This is a genomic window from Streptomyces sp. NPDC059785 (genome assembly GCF_042732375.1).
Taxonomy (GTDB): Bacteria; Actinomycetota; Actinomycetes; order Streptomycetales; family Streptomycetaceae; genus Streptomyces.
Window position 1 is genome coordinate 1 of the sequence record NZ_JBHWHV010000006.1, and the last position, 12,559, is coordinate 12,559.

14 protein-coding genes and 5 tRNA genes are annotated in these 12,559 nt (G+C 73.5%); 8 read left to right on the top strand and 11 right to left on the bottom strand.

All coding sequences use genetic code 11. The features are described 5' to 3' along the window. Nucleotides 1–199: 199 nt before the first annotated feature. Entirely contained in the window at nt 200–763 is a 564-nt protein-coding gene (locus ACFV6E_RS06030) for a CGNR zinc finger domain-containing protein (RefSeq protein ID WP_385169506.1), read from the top strand. Nucleotides 764–931: 168 nt separating this feature from the next. On the opposite strand, the gene ACFV6E_RS06035 is transcribed toward ACFV6E_RS06030, so the two are convergent. Together ACFV6E_RS06035 and ACFV6E_RS06040 are read right to left on the bottom strand one after the other, a co-directional pair. Beyond that, nucleotides 932–1,084: a hypothetical protein gene (locus ACFV6E_RS06035; RefSeq protein ID WP_385169509.1), complete on the bottom strand. Its 153-nt coding sequence runs from the start codon at nt 1,082–1,084 to the stop codon at nt 932–934. Between the two features lie 162 nt (nt 1,085–1,246). Further along, entirely contained in the window at nt 1,247–1,696 is a 450-nt protein-coding gene (locus ACFV6E_RS06040; protein WP_385169511.1) for a hypothetical protein, read from the bottom strand. A gap of 215 nt (nt 1,697–1,911) precedes the next feature. Here ACFV6E_RS06040 and ACFV6E_RS06045 point away from each other — a divergent pair, with 215 nt between their 5' ends. After that, nucleotides 1,912–2,436, top strand: coding sequence for a DsbA family protein (locus tag ACFV6E_RS06045; RefSeq protein WP_385459633.1), 525 nt, complete (start codon nt 1,912–1,914; stop codon nt 2,434–2,436). Between the two features lie 85 nt (nt 2,437–2,521). Here ACFV6E_RS06045 and ACFV6E_RS06050 read toward each other — a convergent pair whose 3' ends face one another. From ACFV6E_RS06050 to ACFV6E_RS06060, 3 genes are all read right to left on the bottom strand, one after another. Beyond that, nucleotides 2,522–3,346 (bottom strand): GNAT family N-acetyltransferase, encoded by an 825-nt coding sequence (locus tag ACFV6E_RS06050; RefSeq protein WP_385459635.1) that lies wholly within the window; start codon nt 3,344–3,346, stop codon nt 2,522–2,524. A 120-nt stretch (nt 3,347–3,466) separates the two neighbouring features. Continuing rightward, nucleotides 3,467–4,288: an aminotransferase class IV gene (locus ACFV6E_RS06055; protein ID WP_385169518.1), complete on the bottom strand. Its 822-nt coding sequence runs from the start codon at nt 4,286–4,288 to the stop codon at nt 3,467–3,469. Nucleotides 4,289–4,311: 23 nt separating this feature from the next. Next, nucleotides 4,312–5,328, bottom strand: a complete 1,017-nt coding sequence (locus ACFV6E_RS06060; protein ID WP_385169520.1) for a chorismate-binding protein — start codon at nt 5,326–5,328, stop codon at nt 4,312–4,314. Between the two features lie 156 nt (nt 5,329–5,484). Here ACFV6E_RS06060 and ACFV6E_RS06065 point away from each other — a divergent pair. The 5 genes from ACFV6E_RS06065 to ACFV6E_RS06085 all read left to right on the top strand — a co-directional run bounded on the left by ACFV6E_RS06065 (nt 5,485) and on the right by ACFV6E_RS06085 (nt 5,963). Then, nucleotides 5,485–5,557, top strand: a tRNA-Gly gene (locus tag ACFV6E_RS06065). A 38-nt stretch (nt 5,558–5,595) separates the two neighbouring features. Next, nucleotides 5,596–5,669 (top strand) — tRNA-Cys (locus tag ACFV6E_RS06070). 1 nt (nt 5,670) lies between these two features. Next, nucleotides 5,671–5,742: transfer RNA gene (locus ACFV6E_RS06075), tRNA-Val, on the top strand. A 25-nt stretch (nt 5,743–5,767) separates the two neighbouring features. Beyond that, a tRNA-Val gene (locus ACFV6E_RS06080) sits at nt 5,768–5,839 on the top strand. Between the two features lie 49 nt (nt 5,840–5,888). Next, nucleotides 5,889–5,963: transfer RNA gene (locus tag ACFV6E_RS06085), tRNA-Val, on the top strand. Between the two features lie 48 nt (nt 5,964–6,011). On the opposite strand, the gene ACFV6E_RS06090 is transcribed toward ACFV6E_RS06085, so the two are convergent. The 4 genes from ACFV6E_RS06090 to ACFV6E_RS06105 all read right to left on the bottom strand — a co-directional run bounded on the left by ACFV6E_RS06090 (nt 6,012) and on the right by ACFV6E_RS06105 (nt 8,674). Beyond that, nucleotides 6,012–6,305, bottom strand: a complete 294-nt coding sequence (locus ACFV6E_RS06090; protein ID WP_385169523.1) for a zf-TFIIB domain-containing protein — start codon at nt 6,303–6,305, stop codon at nt 6,012–6,014. A 79-nt stretch (nt 6,306–6,384) separates the two neighbouring features. After that, complete coding sequence (locus ACFV6E_RS06095; protein ID WP_385459771.1) at nt 6,385–7,287, bottom strand: aminoglycoside phosphotransferase family protein; 903 nt, start codon at nt 7,285–7,287, stop codon at nt 6,385–6,387. Between the two features lie 696 nt (nt 7,288–7,983). Further along, nucleotides 7,984–8,193, bottom strand: a complete 210-nt coding sequence (locus ACFV6E_RS06100; RefSeq protein ID WP_385169525.1) for a hypothetical protein — start codon at nt 8,191–8,193, stop codon at nt 7,984–7,986. Between the two features lie 247 nt (nt 8,194–8,440). Further along, complete coding sequence (locus ACFV6E_RS06105) at nt 8,441–8,674, bottom strand: hypothetical protein (RefSeq protein WP_385169527.1); 234 nt, start codon at nt 8,672–8,674, stop codon at nt 8,441–8,443. 196 nt (nt 8,675–8,870) lie between these two features. On the opposite strand from ACFV6E_RS06105, the gene ACFV6E_RS06110 reads away from it, so the two are divergent. Beyond that, on the top strand, nt 8,871–10,244 hold the full coding sequence (locus ACFV6E_RS06110) for a serine/threonine-protein kinase (protein WP_385459773.1): 1,374 nt from the start codon (nt 8,871–8,873) through the stop codon (nt 10,242–10,244). A gap of 30 nt (nt 10,245–10,274) precedes the next feature. Here the strand turns inward: ACFV6E_RS06110 and ACFV6E_RS06115 are convergent, their stop codons facing one another. Further along, nucleotides 10,275–11,093, bottom strand: coding sequence for a TrmH family RNA methyltransferase (locus ACFV6E_RS06115; RefSeq protein ID WP_385169530.1), 819 nt, complete (start codon nt 11,091–11,093; stop codon nt 10,275–10,277). 64 nt (nt 11,094–11,157) lie between these two features. After that, nucleotides 11,158–12,414, bottom strand: a complete 1,257-nt coding sequence (cobA, locus tag ACFV6E_RS06120; RefSeq protein ID WP_385459637.1) for a uroporphyrinogen-III C-methyltransferase — start codon at nt 12,412–12,414, stop codon at nt 11,158–11,160. Nucleotides 12,415–12,559 lie beyond the last annotated feature (145 nt).

Sequence of the window (12,559 nt, forward strand, 5' to 3'; positions counted from 1 at the left end):
ACCGGAGGCGCCACGACCGCCCCACCCCGGACCGGAGGCGCCACGACCGCCCCACCCCGAACCGGAGGCGCCACGACCGCCCCACCCCGAACCGGAGGCGCCACGACCGCCCCACCCCGAACCGGCACGCACGACGAAACCGCTAGGCTCGGCCAGCATCGGCGGGCGCCCGCCCGACCTCCAGTCCAGGGAGCGAAACGTGCTGATCACCCACGACACCCGGTGCGCACTGGACACCGTGGTGGATCTGGTGAACACCGCACCGGACGACGACGTACCCGAGCGGCTCCCGGACCTCGCCGCGCTCGAAAGCTTCGTCCAGGGCCACGAGGTCAGCGACGTAGGCGCCCTGTCGGACGCCGACCTCACAGCCGTACGCGCGGTCCGCAACCGATTCTCCGGCGTCTTCGCGGCAGCCGACGCGCACACCGCCGCCACCCTCATCAACGACCTGGTCGCAGGAGCGGGCACCACACCCAGGCTCACCGACCACGACGGCTACGACTGGCACGTCCACTATTTCGCGCCCGGCGCCTCACTCGCCGACCACCTGGCGGCCGACTGCGGCATGGCGCTGGCGTTCTTCGTGGTCGCCGGTGAACAGGAACGGCTACGCCGCTGCGAGGCACCGGACTGCCGGCGCGCCTTCGTCGACCTCTCCCGCAACCGCTCCCGCCGCTACTGCGACAGCCGCACCTGCGGCAACCGCCTGCACGTGGCGGCCTACCGCGCACGACGCAAGGAAGCCGAAGCGGCCGGCTGACTGCCGGCCCCCGCAAGAAAACCGAAGCCGCAGCCGAAACCGAACCCAGCCCCACCCGCAGCCCCAAACCCAAACCCAAATCCAGCCCCGATTCTGAAGCCAAACGTGAAGCCAAACCTGCTGGCTACGGAGCCCGCGACGGGTGACGCCAGGGGCTCCGTGTACGGCTCACAGCAACAGCAGGTCGTGCAACGCAGCCATGAGCAGCAGACAGCCAATCACCGCCAGGAAGATCATCAGCGGGGGCTGGGAGAGCGCGAAGAGACATCCGCGTCGCTCCTCGGAAGGGGCGCCGGTGTCGCTCTGTGTTGTGTCCGCCATCTCGCCGCGATGATGACGTACCCGGCACCTTGTCTGCGATCAACACGCCCGGAATGGCCGGGAGTTCACGTATGTCCCCGAGCCACATTAACGGACATGATCACTTCCGCGGGCACACCTGATCACTTCCGGCCGCACCCGGTCCGAGGGGGTCGTCCCGGTTCATATGCCGTGCTTCTTGAGGATCGCCTCGATGTCACTGAAGTCGTCCGCGGCGGAGGGGCCGGCCTTCGGCGCGGCGGCGGGCCGCACGGCGGGCGTCGAGCCCTGACCGAGCGAGGGCGCCGACGCGGCCGGAGCCACCGCCTCCCGCCGGGCGGCCCTGGCCGCCGCCTTGCGCTCCTTGCGCGTGCCACCACCGCGCCGCTCCAGGGCACGCGTGGTCATGAACAGCAGCCAGGCGGCGCCGAGCACCCCGAAGCCGGCCCAGGCGGCCGGACTGAAGGCGGTGTCCGCCGCCCAGCCGACGACGCCGGTCATCACCAGCCCGACGGGCACCAGCGAGTAGGCGGCGACACGGGCGGCCGCGAGGAAACGCCTGCGGTACGCGGTGACCACGGCGATGCCCAGCCCGGCCGCGGACACGGCGGAACAGACGGTTTCGGCAATCATCCGGTCCTCCGGACGGGATTCGGTCGAGCACGGGCGCTTTCGTCCCTTCCATCCTGCACCGTCCCCCAGCCGCCATGCCATGCCCCCGGCAGACCTCAGGGACATCTCCGGGTCGCCCTCCTCCCCAGGTGCCGCCCCGAAGCGCTCCCCGACGCCCCCGATCGCCCCCGGGTCCCGGTTGGGCCGCCGGCGCCGGGGCTGGAAGACTGTCGACCATGAACGACGCCTCCCCCGCCCGCCCCGCCGCACCCGTACTGGACGTCTGGTGCGAGCTCCAGTGCCCCGACTGCCGCACTGCCCTGGACGACCTGCGCGCCCTGCGCGCCCGCTACGGCGACCGCCTGGAGCTCCAGCTCCGGCACTTCCCGCTGGAGAAGCACAAGCACTCCTTCGCCGCCGCGCAGGCCGCCGAGGAGGCCGCGGTCCAGGGCCGGGCGTGGCCGTACGTCGAAGCCGTGCTCGAGCGGGTCGAGGAGCTGGACCGTACGGGAGAACCCTTCCTGGTCGAGGTGGCCCGCGAACTCGGCCTGGAAGCCGACGAGTTCGACACCGCGCTGATCGACGGCCGGCACATCCTGGTCGTCGACACGGACCAGGCCGAGGGCAAGGCCATCGGCGTCACCGGCACCCCGACGTACGTCATCGGCGGGGAGCGCCTGGACGGGAGCAAGAGCCAGCAGGGCCTGCGCGAACGCATCGAGCAGATCGCCGACCGCCTGCTGTCGGAGCAGGGCGCGTAGTCAGTCGGGGCAGGGCGCGTAGTCAGTCGGAGCAGGGCGCGTAATCAGAGCGGCCCAAAGCGCCCCCAGCACCCTGCCCCAGCCCCTAGGCCAGCTGCTTGGAGAAGTGGTACGAGGTGGTCCGGTACCCCAGCGACTCGTAGAGCCGCTCGGCCGGAGCGTTGTCGGCGAAGACGTTGAGGGCGATGGCGGGCCTGCCCGCGGCCACCGCCTGCGCCTCGCCCAGCAGCATCAGCGTACGGCCGTGCCCCCGGCCCCGGTGGGCGGCGTCGACCACGACGTCGAAGACGAAGGCGCGCTCCTCCTGGAGGGCCAGCCACAGCGTCCCGACCGGGACGCCCTCGTTCTCCAGGACGCTGAACAGCATGTTCTCGCTCGCCGTCCCGCGCCCGAGGAGCTGTTCATGGTCCCGCCGCGCCTTCTCGCGTGCCTGCGCCTCGGGCACGCCGCGCTCCATCCAGGTCTGCGCGTAGCTCTCCCGGCCCTGCTCCTCCCAGGGGACGAACTCGGCCTCGGTCATGGGCCGGCCCGAGCTGCCGGCGGGCAGTCCGGGCGGGGTGGGGCCGAGCGGCTTCTCCATGCCACGGTTGCGGAGCACGTACCCCAGGGCGCGCGTCAGCCGCAGCGCGGCCTCGGCGTCGGCGGACACGGACACCTCGATCCGGCGGCACCCCCAGCCGCGCGCCACCTCCTCGGCGGCCAGCGCGGCGACCGTGCCCCGCCCGCGCCCGCGGTCCGGTTCCTCGATGCGCAGGTCGGTGAGCCGGGCCACGGAGGACCCGAAGACGGGGTGGGTGCTGAGGCGTATGCCGCCCACGGGACGGCTGTTCACGCACACCTGGTAATGGCGCGAACGCGTGCCGTCGGCGGCGTTCTGAAGCGGCTCGGTCGGCCGCAGAGTCGTGGTCATCACGGGTGTTGTACCCGCCCGTGGCCCACCCGTCATCCGGATTTGACGGTCACGCGCCCCGCCGTGACCCGTGCCTCCTGCCGCCTCCCCGGTCGGCTCCCCGCCCCCCCGTCCCATCCCTCACGGATCGAGGTCGTCCCCGGCCCGCTCGCGGAAGATCTGCATCGCCTTGGCGGTCACCGGCCCCGGCGCCCCGGGCAGTTCCCGCCCGTCGACCCGGTGCACACCCTGTACATCGCGCAGCGTGGACGTCAGGAAGACCTCCTCGGCGCGCCCGAGGACGTCCAGCGGCAGGTCGGTCTCCCGGGCGCCGGTCCACTCGACGGTCAGGGCGCGGGTGATGCCGGCCAGGCAGCCGGAGGCGACCGGCGGGGTGTGGATCTCGCCGTCGAGGACGACGAAGACGTTCGACCCGGTGCCCTCACACAGCCGCCCCACGGTGTTCGCGAACAGCGCCTCGGTGGCGCCCTGTTCGCGCGCGCGGGCGAGCGCCATCACGTTCTCCGCGTACGAGGTCGTCTTGAGGCCGGCCAGGGCGCCGCGCTCGTTGCGCGTCCAGGGCACCGTGACGACGGCCGTGGCGTCGGGGCGCGGGGTGACCTCGCCCAGCGCGACGACCAGGGTCGGCCCGTACTCCCCCCGGTCGGAGCCGAGCGGCCCGTGGCCTCCGGTGTACGTGATCCGCAGCCGGCCCAGCGGCACGGGGCCCGCGTCGACGACCGCGGCGCAGGCCCGCCGTACCTCGTCGAGGTCGGGCTCGGGCAGCCCCAGACCGCGCGCCGAGCGGGCGAGCCGGTCGAGGTGCCGGGTGAGGGCGAACGGCCGCCCGCCGACCGTCTTCACGGTCTCGAAGATGCCGTCGCCCACGGTCAGCCCGTGGTCGAGGACGGAGACACGGGCGGACTCCATGTCCTGGAGCGCGCCGTCGAGCCAGATCTTCACGTCAGGGTCCCTCCACTCGCCTGTTACGCGCCCGACGCTACCCCGAGCAGCCGGGACGCCTTCAGCTCGGTCTCCTGCCACTCCCGGTCCGGGTCCGAGCCCCAGGTGATGCCGGCTCCCGTGCCGAAGCGCAGCGCCCCGGCGGCCCGGTCGAGCCAGAACGTACGTATGCCGACGGCGAGCTCCGCGGTGCCGCGGTCGGCGTCGACCCAGCCGATCCCGCCGCAGTACGGGCCGCGGGGCGCGGTCTCCAGGGCGTCGATGATCCGGAGCGCGCTGGACTTGGGGGCGCCGGTGACCGAGCCCGGCGGGAAGGCGGCGGCCAGCAGCTCCGGCCAGCCCGCGTCCGCGCGCAACTCGCCGCGGACGGTGGAGACGAGGTGGACGAGTCCGGGGTGCTTCTCGACGGCGCAGAGGTCGGGCACGGTCACGGTGCCGGGGACGCAGACCCGGCCGATGTCGTTGCGGACCAGGTCCACGATCATCACGTTCTCCGTGTGGTCCTTCTCCTGGAGATCGGCCTCCGTGCGTCCGGTGCCCTTGATCGGCCCCGACTCGACCGTTCGTCCGACGCGGCGCAGGAACAGCTCGGGCGAGGCGGTGGCCACCTCCACGCCGTGCCCGGGCAGCCGGACCGTCCCGGCGTACGGGGCAGGGTTGCCGCGGGCGAGGAGGGCGGTCAGCGCGTCCACGTCGGCGTCGGGGGCGACGGACGCCGAGAGGACGCGGCAGAGGTTCGCCTGGTAGACCTCGCCGGCCGCGATGTGCTCGCGGATGCGGCGGACGCCCGCGGTGTACGCGGCGCGGTCGAGGGAGGACACCCAGTCACCGGCCGCGGGGCCGCGCCAGCCGCCGGGAACCGGGGCGGGCACGGGCTCGGCCCGTACGTGGTCGAACCGGGCGCAGACGAGCCGGCCCTCGAAGTCGGCGCAGACCGCCCAGAAGCCTCTGGAGTCCAGGGCTCCGGGGTCGTGGGTGACGTCGGCGAGACCGGTCGCGACGAGGCCGCCGAACCGGGCCAGAGCAGGGAGGTCGTGCACATGGTCGAGTCTATGGCGGGTGACCTGCGGGTGGCCCGGCCGTGTCCGGGCGCGGACGCACCGCAGCACGCTGCACAAACGCGTTTTTGTACTGGCCCCGGAATCCGCTAGAGTTCAACACGTCGCCGGGACGCGCAAGCGGGCCGGAACCGACAAGCGGACGTAGCTCAGTTGGTAGAGCGCAACCTTGCCAAGGTTGAGGTCGCCAGTTCGAACCTGGTCGTCCGCTCGCTGGAAGCGGTGGTCCTCGTGGACCGCCGCACTCCTGGTGGAGTGGCCGAGAGGCGAGGCAACGGCCTGCAAAGCCGTCTACACGGGTTCAAATCCCGTCTCCACCTCCAAGGACGATTAGCTCAGCGGGAGAGCGCTTCCCTGACACGGAAGAGGTCACTGGTTCAATCCCAGTATCGTCCACTGGATCTTCCGAAGATCCGTACCCGCGCGATTAGCTCAGCGGGAGAGCGCTTCCCTGACACGGAAGAGGTCACTGGTTCAATCCCAGTATCGCGCACGCAGCACCCGCAGTACCTGTAGTGAGCGTGGCTCTGGCCTCGCGACCTGCGCGATTAGCTCAGCGGGAGAGCGCTTCCCTGACACGGAAGAGGTCACTGGTTCAATCCCAGTATCGCGCACCAGCCGAAGCCCCCGGCCGTCTCGTACGGCCGGGGGCTTCGTCGTGCACCTCAGGACGAGAAGAGCATGTGGCCGAAGCTCTTGTGCCGGTGGTGGCCGCCGTGGCCGTAGTGACCGCCGTGGCCACCGTGCGGGGCGCCCCAGGCCGGGGCGGGAGCGGCCGGGTAGGCCTGCGGGGCGGCCGGGGGCGGTGGCGCGGGCTGCGACCACTGGGACTCCAGGCGGGTCAGCGACTCCAGCTCGCCGTAGTCGAGGAATATCCCGCGGCAGCCACTGCACTGCTCGATCTGGACGCCATTGCGGTTGTACGTGTGCATGGGCGCGTGGCACTTCGGACACTGCATGCTCGGCTCAACTCCTCGCCGTCGGTGCTGCTTCGTTTTACGCCAGCACAGACACTGTCCGGCCGCCGTCGGTTGCAGCCTACTTCGCGCCGTCCGCGGCCAACTCCGGCGGGACGGCGGGCATTCGGGCGCAGGCGTCGACCACGGCCTGCTGGACCTCGTCCAGCGGACGGTCCGCCGCCGCCGACTTGGCGATCGCCAGCGCCGCGGTCTGCACGGTGAGGGCGCGGGCCGGCACGTCCAGGGCGGGCCAGGGGTCGCCGTCCGGGGGCACGGCCGGGCCGCCCGCCCGCTGGTAGGCGGTGAGGAAGCGGTGCCACTCGTCCGGGGGCAGCAGGCCGCAGGCGTACCAGGCGGCCGGGCGGGCCAGGTCCCAGGCGGGGACTCCGGCGCCGAGATCGTCCACGTCGATGAGCAGCCAGGGGCCGGTCGCCGCGGGGTGGCGCACGAGCTGGCCGAGGTGGAGGTCGCCGTGGCAGAGCCGGGCGGGCCGGCCGGGCCGCTCCGGCATCGGGGCCTCGGCGCGCGCCCAGGGCGGCAGGCCTGCCCAGGCGCGCAGTACGGGGGCGGCGGCCGGGTGGGGGCCGGCCGCGCGGAGCCGCGCGACGGCCCGGGCCGCCTTGGCCGGGCCGCGCATCGGCGGCAGCCCGTCCGGTACGGGCGCCCGGTGCAGGCGGGCCAGCAGGACGGCGGCCTCCTCCCAGGGGGCGGCGTCCGGGTCCAGCGGGTCCACGGGGCTGCCGTACGGCCAGAAGGTCACCGGGTGGCCGTGCAGTTCGACGGGGTCGGGGCGCAGCGGGGGCAGGAGGACGCCGGCGAGGGCGGGGTCCGCGGCGACAGCCAGCCGCCGGGCGAGCGCGCCGCGGTCGCTGCCCGCCTCGTGGGCCTTGCCCACGGTGTCGCCGTGCCGGACGACAGTACCGTCCCGCCGGTCGGCGAGCACGGCGTCGCGGTGCCCGCACCCGGTACTACCGCCGGACACGACGGCGGCACGGGTACCGGTGTCGGTCCCGGCACGGGTCACGGTGTCCGCACCAGCACGAGTCCCGGTGTCCGCACCAGCACGAGTCCCGGTGTCCGCACCAGCACGAGTCCCGGTGTCCGCACCGGCACAGGCCCCGGCGTCGGCCCCGCCGCGGGTACCGGTGTCGGTCCCGCCGCGGGTACCGGTGTCGGTCCCGCCGCGGGTACCGGTGTCGGTCCCGCCGCGGGTACCGGTGTCGGTCCCCGCGCGAGTACTGGTGTCGGTCCCCCCACGGCCCTCGGTGTCGGTACCGGCACGGATCCCGCTCCGGAAACCGTCCCCGCCGTGGGCGGTCGCCCGGGCCTCGGCGGTCAGGGCGGGCAGTACGGACAGGGCGTCCGCGGTCACGGGTCCCTCCCCCTGGGGTGTGGTCCGGGACGGGCTCGACACGGCCCGTACGCGTTCGGTCGAGTGGTGAGCGTACGTGAGGGCGCGGCGTCCCCGGCCAGGGCGGTCGTGCTCCCAGCGCAAGACGGCCGCCGGGCGCTCCTCCACAGGGAACGCGCGCTCGGTCGCGGTGCGGGCGGGCAAGGCAATGCCCGCGCAGCTCCCCAGCTGCGCGGGCATATGTGCCGTCCGCCGCACCCCCGTCCCCACGGGGTTTCATGGCCGGATGTCCCCGCCCGGACCGCTCTTCCGGGCCTGGGGCGCCGCTCAGCGCCCCAGCATCACGCCCACGGACGACGCTTGTGTGACCACTGCCTCCCAGCCGCCGAAGGCGACCACCAGCAGGGCCGCCAGAGGAAGGACCATCGCCGCCGCCACCAAGGGGTGGCGCCGGCCCGTACGGCGGGTGCCGAACGCGACGCCGTACGCCCTGCGTCCCTGCGTGCGGAGCTGTGTCCGCTGTGCCGTGTGGGCCATGGTCCCTCTCCTGACCGAACTCTTCTTCGCTCGATGTGTGGCAGCGGCGGGTGCTTGACCTCGGGGGACGAGTGCTGCACCCGCCGCTTGACCTCAAATCTAGGCGCGGGGCCCAGGCGGGTCGTCATGCCTTCGTACTGATTGGCGGGCCTCCCGGAGGATGAGCCATGACCTGCGGCGTACTCCTCTGGGTGGAGACGCGGCCGCGGGTCTCAGGGTCTCCCCCGAGGGGACGCCCGGAGTGCGGCTACTGTTCCGAACTGTCCTCGCGCGGCACCGGCTGTTCCACCAGTGCCAGAACCCGGTTCGCCATGAAGCGGGCGGTGCGCACCACTGATCCACTTCGGGTGACTTCGCTCACTTCCACCACACCTCGGCGGACGGCTGTCTCCACCCTGCGGCCGGCTCTGCTGGCCACCACCTCGTACGTACGCGTCGTGTCCCCGGCGTCCACGACTATCTCGACTCGGTCACCCTTCACGGGTCCAATCCCCCTTCCGCGACGGATGGTTGGGATCACAGGCCGCCGGCAGCTGACCTGTCGGCCCGATCCCTGACCACCTCTCAAGTTTCCCACCTGGCACTGACAATCGATCGGCCCGCGAGGGCGCGGCCTATGCGCGCACCCGGCCGTGGAAACGTAAGCTGTGGCTCGTCAAACGGACCGGGCAGCGGGGATGGACATGGCGATGATGCGCCTGAGGCGCGAGGACCCGCGTGTCGTCGGCTCGTTCAGGCTTCACCGACGGCTCGGCGCGGGCGGTATGGGTGTGGTCTACCTGGGCTCCGACCGGCGTGGTCAGCGGGTCGCCCTGAAGGTGATCAGGCCCGATCTGGCGGAGGATCAGGAGTTCCGGTCGCGGTTCGCGCGGGAGGTCTCCGCGGCCCGGCGGATCAGAGGCGGCTGCACGGCCCGGCTCGTCGCGGCCGATCTGGAGGCGGACCGGCCGTGGTTCGCCACCCAGTACGTGCCAGGTCCCTCGCTGCACGACAAGGTCGCCGAGGAGGGTCCGCTCGGCGCGGCCGACGTGGCGGCGGTCGGTGCCGCGCTCTCCGAGGGGCTCGTCGCCGTGCACGAGGCCGGGGTGGTGCACCGCGACCTGAAGCCGTCCAACATCCTGCTGTCCCCCAAGGGTCCCCGGATCATCGACTTCGGGATCGCCTGGGCGACGGGGGCCTCCACGCTCACCCACGTCGGTACGGCCGTCGGGTCGCCCGGCTTCCTCGCCCCCGAGCAGGTGCGCGGCGCCGCCGTCACCCCGGCCACCGACGTGTTCTCGCTGGGCGCCACCCTGGCGTACGCGGCGACCGCCGACTCGCCCTTCGGGCACGGCAGTTCCGAGGTCATGCTGTACCGGGTGGTGCACGAGGAGGCCCACCTCCACGGCGTCCCGGACGCGCTGGCCCCGCTCGTACGGGCCTGTCTGGCGAAGGATCCCGAGGAACGGCCCAGCACGCTGCAACTGTCGCTGCGGCTGAAGGAGATCGCGGCCCGTGAGGCGCAGGGGCTCGCGGACGTGCGGCCGCCGGCGCCGCGCAACGATCCGGACCGGCCGAGCGGACGGCTCGCCGAGCAGTACGCGGAACAGCGGACCCAGCGGCGTCCGCAGCACACCCAGGGCACGCAGGGCTCCCAGGGCAGCGGTCCGCGCTCTCAAGGCGGCGGGGCACCCCGTACGGGTGGCGGGTCCCGTACCGGCGGCGGGGCGCGGACGGGCGGCGGCTCCCGGTCGGGTGCGCGGCCGACGCCGCCCCGCAACACCACCCGCTCCGGTGGCCGCCCCGCGCCGCGCAGTGGCGCCGGACGTCCGGCCTCCCGCACCACCAAGACCGGGCGCCGCCCCGCCAATCCCCGGCTGCTGCGCCAGCGGCTGATCGTGTTCGTCGTGGTGACGCTGCTGGTGGCGCTGGGCATCGCGGCGGCCCAGGGCTGCCAGGGCCCGTCGCGCGGCCTCGACGACGGGGGCGTCCGCAAGGACGTACAGCAGGGGCAGTCGTACGGGGGGACGGCCGGCGGCGAGTCCGGCGGGCGGTCCGCGGCGCCGCAGTAGCCGGAACGGCTGTTTCGGCGGGCCTCGTGGTCAGAGCTGCGGGCGGCCCGTCGCCACCGCGTAGAAGGCGACCGCGGCGGCGGCGCCCACGTTGAGCGAGTCGACGCCGTGGGCCATCGGGATGCGGACCCATTCGTCGGCGGCCACCAGGGCCCGGGTGGACAGGCCCTCGCCCTCCGCTCCCAGCATCAGGGCGACCCGGTCCATCCGGTGCGGCGCGGTCTCGTCGAGGGTCTTGGCCTTCTCGTCGGGGGTGAGCGCCAGCAGCGTGAAGCCCGCCTCGCGGACCGATTCAAGGCTCCGGGGCCAGGAGTCGAGCCGTGCGTAGGGCACCGAGAAGACCGCGCCCATGGAGACCTTCACGGAGCGGCGGTAGAGCGGGTCGGCGCAGTCCGGCGAGAGCAGGACCGCGTCCATGCCGAGGGCGGCGGCCGAGCGGAAGATCGCGCCGATGTTGGTGTGGTCGTTGACCGACTCCATGACGACGACGCGGCGCGCGGTCCGCAGCAGGTCGGCCGCCGTCGGCAGCGGCTTGCGCTGCATGGAGGCGAGCGCCCCGCGGTGCACGTGGTAGCCGGTGACCTGCTCGGCGAGTTCCGGGCTTACCGCGTACACCGGGGCCGGGAGTTCGTCGATGACGTCGCGCATGACGTCGACCCACTTGGCGGAGAGCAGCATCGAGCGCATCTCGTAGCCGGCCTCCTTGGCCCGCCGGATGACCTTCTCGCCCTCGGCGATGAACAGGCCCTCGGCGGGTTCGCGCTTGCGGCGCAGCTCGACGTCGGTCAGGCCCGTGTAGTCGCGCAGGCGCGGGTCGTCGGGGTCGTCAACGGTGATGAGATCGGCCACAGGGTGATACTGCCTTGTCCTGGGTGTGGTGCCAACGGCTGGGAACGGGTCGGGTTACCCGCGGTTACTCGGAAGACTCCGGGGCCGCCTGCGCGGACCCCCGCGGGCCCACCTCCACCACGTCGCCGATGACGATGACGGCCGGGGGCCTGACGTCCTCGGCGCGTACGGTGTCGGCGACCGTCGCGAGGGTCGCGTCGACGCGGCGCTGGGCGGCGGTGGTGCCCTCCTGGACCAGGGCGACCGGGGTGCCGCCCGGTCGGCCGTGGTCCATGAGCGTACGGGCGATGGCGCCGATCTTGTCCACGCCCATCAGCACGACCAGGGTGCCGCGCAGCTTCGCGAGCGCCGGCCAGTCGACGAGCGAGCGCGCGTCGTCGGGGGCGACATGGCCGCTGACCACGGTGAACTCGTGGGCGACCCCGCGGTGCGTGACCGGGATGCCCGCGGCGCCGGGCACCGAGATCGAGCTGGAGATGCCGGGCACGACCGTGCAGGCGATGCCCGCCTCGGCGAGCGCCTGCGCCTCCTCCATGCCGCGGCCGAAGACGAAGGGATCGCCGCCCTTGAGCCTGACCACCGACTTGCCCTGCTTCGCGTGCTCGATCAGCGCGTTGTTGATGGCCTCCTGGGCCATGTAACGGCCGTACGGGATCTTCGCCGCGTCGATCACCTCGACGTGCGGCGGCAGCTCGGCGAGCAGGTCGCGCGGGCCGAGGCGGTCGGCGATGACCACGTCGGCCTCGGCGAGCAGCCGCCGGCCGCGCACCGTGATCAGGTCGGGGTCGCCGGGGCCGCCGCCGACCAGGGCGACGCCCGGGGTGCGGGTGCGGTGGTGCGGCGCCACCAGGGTGCCGTCCCGCAGGCCCTCGACCACCGCGTCGCGGATGGCGGCGGTGTGCCGGGGGTCGCGGCCCTGCGCCCTGGTGGTGAGCACGGCGACGGTGACGCCCTCGCTGTGTCCGGTGGCGGGCGTCCAGGCGGTGGCCGCGTCGGCGTCGTCGGCGCGGACGCACCAGACGCGGTGCGCCTCGGCCTCGGCGGAGGCTCGCGCGTTCGCCTCGACGTCGCCGGTGGCGATCAGGGCGTACCAGGCGTCGGCGAGGTCGCCGTCCTCGTACGGGCGCCGGGTCCAGCTGATCTCGCCGGCGTCCGCCATGGCCTCCACGGAGGGGGTGGCGGACGGCGACACCAGACGGACGTCAGCGCCCGCCGCGATCAGCGCGGGCAGCCGGCGCTGGGCGACCTGGCCGCCGCCGAGGACGACCACGCGGCGGCCGGCGAGGCGGAGGCCTACGGGGTAGGCGGGGTGTTCGGCCATGGCGGTACGGCTCCTCGTGCGGGGCGGTGGGGACGGGGCCCCTGCGGCAGCGGAACGGGCCCCTGCGGCGCTGGAGCGGCCCTTGACGTGCGCATCTGTGCGGATTTTAGAGTGCGGGCGGGTGCGGTGGCCGGGCGGGTCGGGA

Excerpts from the sequence above, each read along its gene's own strand:
- ACFV6E_RS06035 (WP_385169509.1), bottom strand. The coding sequence starts at position 1,084 with ATGGCGGACACAACACAGAGCGACACCGGCGCCCCTTCCGAGGAGCGA.
- ACFV6E_RS06040 (WP_385169511.1), bottom strand. The coding sequence starts at position 1,696 with ATGATTGCCGAAACCGTCTGTTCCGCCGTGTCCGCGGCCGGGCTGGGC.
- ACFV6E_RS06045 (WP_385459633.1), top strand. The coding sequence starts at position 1,912 with ATGAACGACGCCTCCCCCGCCCGCCCCGCCGCACCCGTACTGGACGTC.
- ACFV6E_RS06050 (WP_385459635.1), bottom strand. The coding sequence starts at position 3,346 with ATGACCACGACTCTGCGGCCGACCGAGCCGCTTCAGAACGCCGCCGAC.
- ACFV6E_RS06090 (WP_385169523.1), bottom strand. The coding sequence starts at position 6,305 with ATGCAGTGTCCGAAGTGCCACGCGCCCATGCACACGTACAACCGCAAT.
- ACFV6E_RS06100 (WP_385169525.1), bottom strand. The coding sequence starts at position 8,193 with ATGGCCCACACGGCACAGCGGACACAGCTCCGCACGCAGGGACGCAGG.
- ACFV6E_RS06110 (WP_385459773.1), top strand. The coding sequence starts at position 8,871 with ATGGACATGGCGATGATGCGCCTGAGGCGCGAGGACCCGCGTGTCGTC.
- cobA (WP_385459637.1), bottom strand. The coding sequence starts at position 12,414 with ATGGCCGAACACCCCGCCTACCCCGTAGGCCTCCGCCTCGCCGGCCGC.